This is a genomic window from Aeromonas sp. s6 (assembly GCF_040907815.1).
GTDB lineage: Bacteria > Pseudomonadota > Gammaproteobacteria > Enterobacterales > Aeromonadaceae > Aeromonas > Aeromonas caviae.
In genome coordinates, this window is record NZ_JBFOCN010000056.1 from 39,598 (window position 1) to 51,342 (window position 11,745).

General features: G+C 67.0%; 10 protein-coding genes. 1 reads left to right on the plus strand and 9 read right to left on the minus strand.

What is annotated here, in order from left to right:
- Nucleotides 1-221: 221 nt before the first annotated feature.
- The 6 genes from AB5Y50_RS09045 to AB5Y50_RS09070 form a co-directional block, all read right to left on the minus strand.
- Complete coding sequence (locus tag AB5Y50_RS09045; RefSeq protein WP_268452515.1) at nucleotides 222-1,310, minus strand: ABC transporter permease; 1,089 nt, start codon at nucleotides 1,308-1,310, stop codon at nucleotides 222-224.
- Between the two features lie 2 nt (nucleotides 1,311-1,312).
- A complete protein-coding gene (locus AB5Y50_RS09050) occupies nucleotides 1,313-2,422 on the minus strand; it encodes an ABC transporter permease (protein ID WP_319882840.1) in 1,110 nt (369 codons plus the stop codon).
- The gene (locus AB5Y50_RS09055) at nucleotides 2,419-4,188 is read right to left on the minus strand and encodes an ATP-binding cassette domain-containing protein (protein WP_319882841.1); all 1,770 of its coding nucleotides are present in this window, start codon (nucleotides 4,186-4,188) and stop codon (nucleotides 2,419-2,421) included. Before AB5Y50_RS09055 ends, AB5Y50_RS09050 begins: the two co-directional genes overlap by 4 nt.
- On the minus strand, nucleotides 4,185-5,153 hold the full coding sequence (hlyD, locus tag AB5Y50_RS09060; protein WP_319882842.1) for a secretion protein HlyD: 969 nt from the start codon (nucleotides 5,151-5,153) through the stop codon (nucleotides 4,185-4,187). Before hlyD ends, AB5Y50_RS09055 begins: the two co-directional genes overlap by 4 nt.
- An 85-nt stretch (nucleotides 5,154-5,238) precedes the next feature.
- Nucleotides 5,239-5,880 carry a helix-turn-helix domain-containing protein gene (locus AB5Y50_RS09065; protein WP_319882843.1) on the minus strand — a complete coding sequence of 214 codons (642 nt, stop codon included), beginning with the start codon at nucleotides 5,878-5,880 and terminating at the stop codon, nucleotides 5,239-5,241.
- 272 nt (nucleotides 5,881-6,152) lie between these two features.
- Nucleotides 6,153-7,073 carry a LysR family transcriptional regulator gene (locus AB5Y50_RS09070; RefSeq protein WP_319882844.1) on the minus strand — a complete coding sequence of 307 codons (921 nt, stop codon included), beginning with the start codon at nucleotides 7,071-7,073 and terminating at the stop codon, nucleotides 6,153-6,155.
- A 167-nt stretch (nucleotides 7,074-7,240) separates the two neighbouring features.
- Between AB5Y50_RS09070 and AB5Y50_RS09075 the strand changes: the two genes are divergently transcribed.
- Nucleotides 7,241-8,665 (plus strand): MFS transporter, encoded by a 1,425-nt coding sequence (locus AB5Y50_RS09075; protein ID WP_319882845.1) that lies wholly within the window; start codon nucleotides 7,241-7,243, stop codon nucleotides 8,663-8,665.
- Nucleotides 8,666-8,753: 88 nt separating this feature from the next.
- Here AB5Y50_RS09075 and hslU read toward each other — a convergent pair whose 3' ends face one another.
- The 3 genes from hslU to AB5Y50_RS09090 all read right to left on the minus strand — a co-directional run bounded on the left by hslU (nucleotide 8,754) and on the right by AB5Y50_RS09090 (nucleotide 11,743).
- Nucleotides 8,754-10,082 (minus strand): HslU--HslV peptidase ATPase subunit, encoded by a 1,329-nt coding sequence (gene hslU, locus AB5Y50_RS09080; RefSeq protein WP_268453215.1) that lies wholly within the window; start codon nucleotides 10,080-10,082, stop codon nucleotides 8,754-8,756.
- A gap of 92 nt (nucleotides 10,083-10,174) precedes the next feature.
- On the minus strand, nucleotides 10,175-10,708 hold the full coding sequence (hslV, locus tag AB5Y50_RS09085; RefSeq protein ID WP_005306539.1) for an ATP-dependent protease subunit HslV: 534 nt from the start codon (nucleotides 10,706-10,708) through the stop codon (nucleotides 10,175-10,177).
- A gap of 186 nt (nucleotides 10,709-10,894) precedes the next feature.
- Nucleotides 10,895-11,743 (minus strand): SPOR domain-containing protein, encoded by an 849-nt coding sequence (locus AB5Y50_RS09090; RefSeq protein WP_213320497.1) that lies wholly within the window; start codon nucleotides 11,741-11,743, stop codon nucleotides 10,895-10,897.
- Between the last annotated feature and the right edge of the window lie 2 nt (nucleotides 11,744-11,745).

The following is an 11,745-nucleotide window of genomic DNA, read 5'->3' on the forward strand; positions in this document are numbered from 1 at the left end:
GCAAATCAAGTGTCTATTTATATATCTCCTCAGGGGTAATTCGAGAAAATTCAACACTATACAAAAATAGGTATACCAGTTAATGATTTCTGGGCTGGCTCGGGGTGAGGGATGGTGGAGGGAAAGCCCGGTTTACCAACTGCCGGGGAGTGAAAACTTATGTCGGAAAAAGGCCGGTCTCGCACTGGGCGAGACCGGCATCAGCTGATCAAGGCGGCACGTCAGGCGATATGGCGGCGGAACATGGCGAGCGCCAGCGACAGGGTGACGCCGGCGATGGCGAGCAGGGGCCAGAGCAGGGGCCAGGCCGCCGACCAGCCGAGATCCTTGAGGAAGACCCCCTTGAGCAGCAGGATGAAGTGGCTGAGGGGATCCACGGCCGCCAGCCACTGGAACAACAGCGGCATGTTCTCGATGGGGGAGACATAGCCCGAGAGGATCACCGCCGGCACCATGAAGGAGAAGACCCCGAGAAACGCCTGCTGCTGGGTCGAACAGAGGGACGAGACGAAGAGCCCTATCCCCGCCAGCGCCAGGCCGTAGCAGACCATGCCCGCCATCAGCAGCGTGGTGCTGCCGCCAAACGGCACCTGATAGAGGAAGCGGGCCGCCAGCGCGACTATGGTGCCCTGGCCCACCGCCACCAGGATGCCGGGCACCGCCTTGCCCGCCATGATCCAGCCCGCGGTGAGGGGGGAGACCAGCAACTGGTCGAAGGTGCCCTCTTCCCGCTCCCGCGCCACCGACAGGGCCGTGACGATGAGGCAGCCTATGGTGGTGATGATGGCCACCAGGGAGGGCAGTATGTGCCAGCTGAACTCTATGTTGGGGTTGTAGAGGTGGCGCACCGTGAGCTCCGGCGGCCCCTTGCCCTCGCTCTGCCAGCGGGCGATCACCTCATTGATGTAGCCCGCCGCCACCTGACCGCCGTTGGATCGGCGCCCGTCGATGATGAGCTGCAATTTGGCCTGCTCGCCCCTGGCCAGCCGGCGGGAGAAATCCTGGGGGATGATGAGGCCGATCAGGGCCTGCTGCCCCGTGATGGCCTCTGTCATCCCCGCCTCGCCCTTCACCGGAATGATGGTGGTGAAGGCGGGCATGTGGGTGAGGCGCTCGATGAGCTCCCGGCTCTGGGCCCCCCCATCCTGGTCGTAGATGGCGAGCGTGTTGCCGGTCACCTCCAGGGTGGCGGCGAAGGGGAACAGGGCCGTTTGCAGCAGCACCGGCATGATGAGCAGGAAGCGTCCCTGGGTATTGCCCATCAGGGCCTGCAACTCTTTTCGGATCAGCCACCAGAGTCGGATAAGCATGTTTACTCCAGAGTGCGCCGCGTCTTGCGGGCGGTGAGGGCGAGCCAGAAGGCGGCCAGCAGCAACAGGCAGAGGGCGTTGACCACCAGGATGGAGAGCACGTTGCCCGCCTGGTAGAGGGTCTGCAACGAGCTGGCGAAGTAGCGAGCCGGGATCAGGTGGGTGATGGCCCTAAGCCAGGACGGCATGCTGGCGATCTCGAACACAAAGCCCGAGAGCATCATGGCCGGCAGAAACGCCGCCGTCAGGGCGGCCTGGGCGGCGTTGAACTGGCTGCGCATCACGGTAGAGAGAAAGAGCCCGAGCCCGAGGGCGCTGCCGAGAAACAGGGTGGTGAGCACGAACAGGGTGATCAGCGAGCCGCGCCAGGGCACCCCCATCACGGCCACCGAGAAGAGCAGGCAGATGAGCATGGCGGCGATGCCGAGCCCGTAGTAGGGCAGCAGCTTGGAGAGCAGCAGCTCTGTCCTGGTCACCGGGGTGGCGAGCAGCGCCTCCATGGTGCCGCGCTCCCACTCCCGCGCCACCACCAGGGAGGTGAGCAGGGCGCCTATGATGGTCATCACCACGGCGATGGAGCCGGGCACCAGGAAGTTGCGGCTCACCAGGGCCGGGTTGAACCAGGCGCGGCTCTCCACCGCCACCGGCAGGGAGGTCCCTTCCCTGACGAGCCACCCCTGCCAGATCCCCTGCACGTAGTGGGTGACGAAGTTTGCCGTGTTGGGTTCGGAGCCGTCGGTGAGCAGCAAGACCCTGGGGGTGCTGCCGCCCTGGCCCGCCATGGCGCGGGAGAACCCCTCGTCGATCACCAGCAGGCCGCGGATCTCGCCGCGCTCCAGGCTCCCCAGCAGCGCCGCCTTGCTCGGGCCGCCGTGGATCTCCAGCGCCGTGGAGCCGCGCAGGGCCTGCTCCAGCCGTACCGCCGGGGCGCCGCCGTCGGTGCGCCAGATGCCGAGTCGCAGGTGGTCCACGTCCAGGTTGATGGCGTAGCCCATCACCACCAGCAGCACCACGGGCATGATGAAGGCGATGAGGATGCTGCTCGGGTCACGGACGATTTGCAGCGTCTCCTTGCGGCAGAGGGCCAGCAGTCGCCGACGGTTGATGCTCATGCGTCCTCCTCGCTGGCCCGCTCGACCAGGGTGATAAAGGCCTCTTCCATTGTTGGCAAAGAACAGGTCGGCAAGGAGCCGGTTGGCAAAGAGGTCGCCGCCTCTTTGGCGGCCAGCCCCTTGAGATCGTCCGGGGTGCCGAGGGCCAGCAGCTTGCCGCGATAGATGAGGGCGATGCGGTCGCAATACTCCGCCTCGTCCATAAAGTGGGTGGTGACCAGCACGGTGACGCCGTGGTCGGCCAGCGCGTTGATGTGCGACCAGAACTCGCGCCGGGTCACCGGATCGACCCCGGAGGTGGGCTCGTCGAGAAACAGCAGCGGCGGCTCGTGCAGCAGGGCGCAGGCGAGTGAAAGACGCTGGCGCAGGCCGAGCGGCAGGGATTCCGCCTTCTGATCGAGCCAGGGGGTGAGGGCAAAGGCAGTCACCATGGCGTCGATCCGCGTCTGCTGGTGGCGGCCGAACAGGCCGTAGATACCGGCGAAGAAGGAGAGGTTCTGGGCCACGGTAAGCTGCTTGTAGAGGGAGAACTTCTGCGCCATGTAGCCGAGGCGCTGACGCGCCGCCGAGGGGCTGTGGGCCAGATCGATGCCGGTCACCAGCGCCTGCCCCTCGCTCGGGCGCAGCAGGCCGCACTCCATCTTGAAGGTGGTGGACTTGCCCGCTCCGTTGGGGCCGAGCAGGCCGAAGATCTCGCCGCGGCGCACCGCAAAGCTGACATCATCGGTGGCGGCAAAATCGCCGAAGCGCTTGGTGAGGTGGCGCGCCTCGATCACCGCCTCGGGGGAGACCCCCTGCGGCAGTTCGGCTTCCCGCATCCCGGCTGCCAGACTCGACTCCCCGCCGGGGCCGCCGCCGAGCAGGTCGATAAAGGCATCCTCCAGCCGGGGCTGGGCCGGTTGAAAGGCGCCGTTGGCGAGATGCAGCTCCGGGAGCGGTGGGGGCGTCATGCCCGGATGCAGCAGCAGGCGAACCCGCTCCCCTGCCACCGCGCCATCCATTACCGCCGGATGAGCCAGTGCCCGGCGTAGCAGGGCGCGCCGCTCGCGGCCATCCAGTTGCCCCGCCTCCAGCAGCCAGCAGCGGCTGGCCATGGCCCCCATCAGATCGGCTGGCGTGCCGCTGGTGCGCACCTCGCCATCCGCCATCAGCAGCACGTGGTCGCACAGCTCCGCCTCGTCGAGATAGGCGGTACTCCAGAGCACCGTCATCCCCCCCTTGGCCAGCTCGCGCACCATCTGCCAGAGGGCGCGGCGAGAGATGGGATCGACCCCGACCCCCGGCTCGTCGAGCAGCAGCACATCCGGGGTGCCGAGCAGGGCGCAGGCCAGCCCGAGCTTCTGCTTCATCCCGCCAGAGAGCTTGCCTGCCGGCCTTGCGGTGAAACGGGCGAGATCGGTGAAGGCGAGCAGCCGCGCGAAGGTGGGCGTGCGTTCGGGCTCCAGTACGCCGCGCAAGTCAGCGTAGAGGGTGAGGTTCTCCAGCACGCTGAGATCCTCGTAGAGGCCGAACTGCTGGGGCATGTAGCCGAGGCGCTGGCGCAGCAGGTCTCCCTCGCTCACCGGATCCTGCCCCAGCACCCGGATGGTGCCCGCTTCGGGGATCAGCAGACCGGCCAGCAGGCGCAGCAAAGTGCTCTTGCCCGCGCCGTCGGGGCCCACCAGCCCGGTGATGCCGCCAGCCGGAATGGTGGCCGAGATGGCGTTGAGGGCGACCCGCTCGCCAAAGCGTTTGGTGAGCCCCTCAAGGGAGATGGCGCAGCTCATGGGGCCAGCCTGACGGTGACCGGCATCCCTTGGCGCAGGGCCGGGTCGGGGTCCCGCACCACGATGCGCAGCCGGTAGACGAGGTGGGTGCGAAGATCCGGCGTCTCCACCGATTTCGGGGTGAACTCGGCGGTGGGCGAGACAAATCCCACCACTCCGTGATAGGGCTTGTCCGGCCGCGAGTCGGTGGTGAGAGTTACTTTGGCGCCGCTCGGGAAGTGGCCGAGCCAGGGCTCCTCCACATAGGCGCGCACCCAGACCGGTGCGGTCAGGGAGAGGTTGAAGGCGGTCGCTCCGCTCTGGACCATGCTGCCGTTCTCGATGGCGCGACTGATGATGATGCCATCGCTGGGGGCGGTCAGGCTGGCATCCGCCAGCGCCAGTTCGGCACTGGCGAGCGCCGCTTTGGCCCCTTCCAGCTGGGCATCGGACTGGGCGATTTCCTCCGGGCGGTAGCCGGTTTCGAGCTGGGCGAGCTGTTCGCGGGCCGAGCGCACCTGCGCTTGGGTCTGATCCCGCTGGGAGCGGGCAGTATCGAGCTGACCGCGGGAGATGGCGCCGGTGGCGGCCAATGCGCTCTGGCGGCGCCACTGCTGGTCGGCCTCCAGTGCAGCGGCTTCGGCGGCGGCCAGTGCGGCCCGGGCGCGGTCGGTCTCTTCGCTGCGATAGCCTTTGTGGATCAAGGCGTTGGCGGCGGTGAGTGCGGCCAGATTGGCGCGGGCGCTGTCGCGGATGTGGGTGAGGGGAACCGGATCGAGGCGTGCCAGCAGTTGACCGGCTTTTACCCTATCCCCCTCATCGACCAGCACCTGATCGACGCGGCCGCCGACCCGAAAGGCCAGATTGACGTCGCGAATGTCGACATTGCCGTAGAGGATGGAGCCGTCGGCTGGGCGCCCCTGCCACCAGAGGTAGCCGCCGATAACGGTTAGCAGCAGGGCCACGATTGCAATGCGTTGTTTCATGCTGCTTCTCCTTGAGGATGGCTCTGCAGCCAGAGGTCACCACCGAGAACGGCCAGCAGCAGAGCTAGCATCGCGATGCGTTGTTTCATGCCGTTTCTCCTTCTTTCATGTCGGTGGGGCGCAGGCCGCGCAGTGCCCATACCAGCCGCTGTCTGGCGGCCTCGGGGTTGTCTATCTGGCTGAGAAAGGGGGCGGCCTCTTCGGGCAGCCAGCCGAGCTGACGACCGCTGCCTGCGATCACCAGCGGCAGGCCGACCGACCCCATGATGAAGATCATCAGCTGGAGCGGGTGACCCGCGACCAGCGACCCTTCCGCCTGTGCCATCCGTACCTGTTCGATCAGCAGCAGGGGGTGACGGCGCGGCAGGCTGAGCAGAAAGCGCTGGGCCGCCCCTTCCCCCGCCAGCGCATCGCCAAACAGGTGGTTGATGAAGCCGCGCTGGCGCGCCACCTGACCGATCAGCGCCTCCATGGTGGCCTCGAACATGGCGATGGCAGAGGGGTAGGAGCCTTTGGCTGCCACCGCCTTGAGCTCGTCATAGAGGGGGGCGTACCAGAGCTCCACCAGCTCGTCGATAAAGGCGTCGCGGTTGCCGAAGTGGTAGACGAAGGAGCCGAGGTTCACCTCGGCCGCTGCCGCCAGCTCGCGCACCGTCAGGCCGCGCAGCCCCTTGTCGGTGGCGATGGCGAGGCCGGTATCGAGCAGTTTCTGACGGGTGGGGTGCATCTGGCTGGTGCTCCTGGTGTATGCATTTTGTACGCAATTATACGACCGTATAAAAAATTCGGAAGCGGGCGGCAGGATCTTTTTGCCCGCAATGTGATCCGCCCCGCTCTGAGGGGCCGTGATCCCCGTCCGGCAGGGGGAAGGATCCACCACTTGTGCCCAAGCCACAGGCATGTCGGTGTGACGGGGTGGTGACAGGCGCTTCAGGTCCCGGGTGCGGGCGCCCGGGCCACAAGGGGCCTGTGATGGAGCCGGGAGCTGCCTGACCCGGATCAGGGGGTGTCGGTGGCCCCGGCGTGATAGGGGGGCCGGGCGCAGGTGTCCCGTATCAGGGCGCGCAGCCAGCGGTGGCCCGGATCGGCATCCTGACTGGGGTGCCAGAGCAGGGCGACCCGGATCCCTGGCAGAGCGAAGGGCAGGGGCAGGGTGACCAGATCGCCGAGCAGGCTGGCGCAGTGCAGGTGCGGCACCGTCGCTACCAGATTGCTCTCCCTGACCAGGGCCAGCGCTGTCGCAAACCCGGGAACCAGGGTGGTGATGGTGCGCCGCCTCCCCTGGCCTTCGAGGATCTCGTCGATGGGGCTGTGAGGCTGGCCCCGGCGGGAGACCAGCACGTGGCGCGCGGCGGCATAGCGCGCCACGGTCAGGGTGCCGTCGCAGAGGGGGTGGTCCGGGTGCACCACGGCGACGAAGTGGTCCTGGAACAGGGCCTGGGTGCGCAGCTCAGGGGCCGTGGTGGCGCCGATCACCCCGGTCTCGAAGTCCAGCTCGCCACGGCGCAGGGGGCCGCTCTCCTTGTCGGGTTTGGCCAGAAAGTGGAGCCGCACCCCGGGGGCCTCGACGGCGAGGCGCGCCAGCAGGGCGGGGCCTACCGCCTCCACGAAGCCGTCGCTGGATCGCAGGCGGAAGGTGCGCTCCAGGCTCGCCGGGTCTACTTCCTGCTGGGGGCGCAGCACGGCCCGGGTCTCCTGAACCAGGCGGGCAACCTCATCCCGCAGGATCTGCGCCCGGGGGGTGGGGACCAGACCGCGTCCCGCCCGCACCAGCAGCGGATCCCCCGTGGTCTCCCGCAGCCTTGCCAGGGCCCGGCTCATGGCGGAAGCACTCAGGCCTAGCCGTCTGGCGGCGCCCGCCACACTGCCCTCTTCCAGCAGGGCATCCAGGGTGATCAGCAGGTTGAAATCCGGGGTCATGGTCGTCTCCTCGCAGGCGGCGCCTGACGGGCGACCCCTTCATGATACGCGAGTTGCCGTCTCTTCATATGGCGTCTGGCGCAACTATAAGCTGCAATCCGTGCGTCTTCCGCCTTGTCACTACCCCCGCTAGCCTGGGTGCATCATCACTTGCCGGAGAGACTGCCATGTCCACACCACTTCTTGTTTCCCCTCCCGTGACGCGCCGTCTTGGTCTCGCGGGGCTCGGGCTCGCCACCCTGCTGCCCATGCTGGCGGGCAGCATGGCCAACCTGGTGCTGCCTGCCCTGGGGCGGGACTTCGGCGTGCCCTTCGCCAGCCTGCAATGGGTGCTGGTGGCCTACCTGCTTGGGATCACCAGTCTGACGGTGGTGGCGGGCCGGCTCGGCGATCGTCTGGGGCGGCGTCGCCTGCTGCTCTGGGGGACCGGGGTCTTTGCGCTGGCTTCCCTGCTGTGCGCCCTGGCCCCTTCCATTGGCTGGCTCATTGCCGCTCGCACCCTGCAAGGGGCGGGTGCGGCCTGCATGCTGGTGCTCTCGCTGGCCATGGCAGGAGAGCTGGTGCCGCCAGCCCGACGGGGCTGGAGCATGGGATTGCTCGGCACCCTGTCGGCCTGCGGCACGGCGCTCGGCCCCTCCTTCGGCGGCCTGTTGATCGGCGGATTTGGCTGGCAGGCACCCTTCCTGCTGCTGCTCCCCCTGGCGTTGCTGGCGCTGGGGTGTGCCTGGCGCGATCTGCCCCGGGATGAGGCGGGCTCTGCCGAGGGAAGCCTCCCGCTCACCAGTCTGTTGCTGCTGGTGACGGCGCTGCTCTGCTACGGGCTGGCACTGACCCGGGGCAGCCCGCTCGGAGCCTGGCCGGGGATAGGGGCGCTCGTCGCCATGGCGCTCTTCGTACGTGCCGACTCGGGCGCCCGTCGCCCCCTGCTGCCCCTGGCGTTGCTGGGGGCGTCCAGGCAAAGAGGCGGGATCATCGCCAGTGCGCTGGTGGCCAGCGTCATGGTGGCGACGCTGCTGATCGGTCCTTTCTACCTGCACGGCGCCTTTGCCCTCGACATGGGGACGGTGGGGCTGATGATCTCCATGGGCCCGCTGCTGGCGGCGCTGTCCGGCATGCCCGCCGGCTGGCTGGTGGACAGGGTGGGGGCGAACCCTGTGGTGCGCCTCGGCCTGGGACTCATGGTGGTGGCCGCCGTCTTGCTGGCCCTGCTGGACAGGGCGCTCGGGCCCCTCGGCTACCTGCTGCCCATCCTGCTGCTCACCGCCGGTTATGCCCTGTTCCAGACCGCCAACAACAGCGCCGTGGTGGGGGAGGCAGAGGGGGCGAGCCGGGGCGCCGTGGCCGGGCTGCTGACCCTGTCGCGCAACCTGGGCCAGCTGACGGGGGCGGCGGGGCTGGGGGGCCTGTTCGCCGCCATGGCGGGGCGGCCCGATCTCGCCCTCGCGACGGCGGACGAGCTGGCGTTCGCCACCCGGGTCACCTTCGCCCTGACGGCCTTGCTGCTGATGAGTGCGCTCTGGCTGGCGGGAAGGGAGGAGCGTGCCGCGCAGGATGACGCGACCCGGGGCGGCTGCGAGTCGGGAGAACGCTGAAAACGAAGACGCCTCCACAGGGGAGGCGTCTTGCTATGGGATTGAGCAGGATAGTAAACCGCTCGGATCCTCGTTATCGATCAACCTGTTACAGAATGAAGCGGCTCAGATCCTCGTCTTCAATCAGCTTGCCGAGGTGGGCGTTGACGTAGTCGGTGTTGATGACGAAGGTCTCGCCTGACTTCTCGGAGGCGTCATAGGAGATGTCTTCCATCAGCCGCTCCATCACGGTGTGCAGACGACGGGCGCCGATGTTCTCGGTGCGCTCGTTGACCTGCCAGGCCGCTTCGGCCAGACGGCGGATGCCATCCTGGGTGAACTCGATGTTGACCCCTTCGGTGGCCATCAGCGCCTTGTACTGATCGGTCAGGGAGGCGTTCGGCTCGGTCAGGATGCGCTCGAAGTCTTCGGTGGTCAGGGCGGTCAGCTCGACCCGGATCGGCAGGCGGCCCTGCAGCTCGGGGATGAGGTCGGACGGCTTGGCGATCTGGAAGGCGCCGGAGGCGACAAACAGGATGTGATCGGTCTTGACCATGCCGTGCTTGGTGTTGACGGTGCAGCCCTCGACCAGCGGCAGCAGGTCGCGCTGCACCCCTTCACGGGAAACGTCCGGGCCCGAGCTCTCGCCGCGCTTGCAGATCTTGTCGATCTCGTCGAGGAAGACGATGCCGTTGTTCTCGACGGAGGCGATGGCCTTCTGCTTCAGCTCTTCCGGGTTGACCAGGCGGGCCGCTTCCTCTTCGATCAGCGCCTTCATGGCCTCTTTGACCTTGATCTTGCGCTTCTTCTTCTGGTTCTGGCCCAGGTTCTGGAACAGCCCCTGCAACTGGTTGGCCATCTCTTCCATGCCCGGCGGGGTCATGATTTCGACACCCATGGGGGAGGCGGCCAGATCCAGCTCGATCTCCTTGTCATCCAGCTGACCTTCCCGCAGTTTCTTGCGGAAGATCTGGCGGGTGTTGGCGTTGTCGGCTTTCTCTTCCTCGCCCCAGCTGTTGCGCGGGTTGGGCAGCAGGGCGTCGAGGATGCGCTCTTCGGCGGCTTCCTCGGCGCGGTATTTCATCTTCTCCATCTCGGTCTCGCGCACCAGCTTGATGGCGACATCGGTCAGATCGCGGATGATGCTGTCCACTTCCTTGCCCACATAGCCCACTTCGGTGAACTTGGTCGCTTCCACCTTGATGAAGGGGGCGTTGGCCAGCTTGGCCAGGCGACGGGCGATCTCGGTCTTGCCGACGCCGGTCGGGCCGATCATCAGGATGTTCTTCGGGGTCACCTCGTGGCGCATCTCCTCGGAGAGCTGCATCCGGCGCCAGCGGTTGCGCAGGGCGACGGCGACCGCGCGCTTGGCGTCGGCCTGACCAATGATGTGTCTGTCCAGCTCGTGGACGATTTCTCTCGGGGTCATCTCGGACATGATGGCGTTCCTGTATCCGGGGCGGGCAGGGCCCACCCCTTGGAAAATGGGGTTTGGCTGGCGGCCTTATTTGGCGGCCCTATTTCGCCGACTTATTTAGCTGAATAATCCAGCACTTCGATGGTGTGGTTGCCGTTGGTGAACACACAGATGTCGCCCGCAATCTTGAGGGACTTCTCGACAATGCTCTTGGCGTCGAGCTCGGTGTTCTCCAGCAGGGCGATGGCGGCAGACTGGGCAAAGTTGCCGCCGCTGCCGATGGCGATGAGATCGTGCTCCGGCTGCACCACGTCACCGTTGCCGGTGATGATGAAGGATTTGTGCTCGTCGGCGACGGCCAGCAGCGCCTCGAGGCGGCGCAGGGCGCGATCGGTGCGCCAGTCCTTGGCCAGCGCCACGGCGGCGCGCTCCAGGTTGCCCTGATGGGCCTGCAGTTTGGCTTCGAAGCGCTCGAGCAGGGTGAAGGCGTCGGCGGTGCCGCCGGCGAAACCAGCCAGTACCTTGCCGTTGTAGAGGCGATGAACCTTGCGGGCGTTGCCCTTCATGACGGTGTTGCCAAGAGAAACCTGGCCATCGCCACCGATGACGACCTGACCGTTGCGGCGAACTGAAACTATGGTAGTCACTTTACTTACCTCGCTTGAGCCGAATGACGGCCTGACTGTGCATGGAGGAAAAGATGGGGATGGCAAAACGGCTTTTCAAGCCTGTGCCGAGCACGGATCGCGGGGGAGGGATCGGGTGGGCGCGGGATGGCGCCAAAAGAAACAGGGCCGGGTGTTGCCACCCGGCCCTGTGCATGGACGCGGCGATCACCCCTTCTTGGGGATGCAGCCGCTGATGCCCGAGCCCTGCAGCTTGCGGTTGGCCGCGTCGGCCGCCGCCTTGCCGTTGAAGGGACCGACCATCACCTTGTAGACGGCGCCACCAGCCCCGTTCACCACCTGCAGGCTGGAGGAGAGCCCGGCGGTGAAGGCGATGCGCGCCTTGAGGGATTCTGCGGAATCCTGGGAGCGCAGGGCGGCACACTGCATCATGTAGCGACCGCCGTCGGCGGCTGCGGTCTGTGCAGTCTGGGTCGCCGCCTTGGCCTTGGCGGCCTCGGCACGCTCCCGCTCCAGTTCGGCGCGGATCTCCCGCTCCATCCGCTCACGCTCGGCCTTCTGGTCGATCACCTGCTCCCGGGCGCTGGCGACCGGGGCACCGGTGGCCGGCTTGGCCGGTTGCACCGGTTGCGGCTGATAGGGCTTCACCTGACCGATGGGGGTTCCCGGCTGGGGGATGTCGGTCGCAACCGGCTTGGGCAGTGCCTCCGGTTGCAGGGTCATGGTCTCGGCGGGCGGGGGCGGCAGCACGCCCGGCTGGGGCGGCGGCTCTATGATGTCCACCTGCTTGTTCTCCAGCCGCTCGATGTAGCTCCACTTCTCTTGGGGCAGGGTATTGCCCTGTGCCTTGGGTTTGTTGGCCTTCACCTGCTCTTCGATGGTGGGGGCATCGGCGCCCTTGCCGTTGATGAGGTAGAGGAAGGCGCCGAAACCGACGACCAGGGCCCCGGCCAGCAGTGCCGGGATAACAGGAAAGCGGCGAGGGGCCGCTTTCTTGATGTTACGGCCACCCGCCCGTCGTCTCGGGCTGTTGCCGACGTAATCCCGGGTCGCCATCT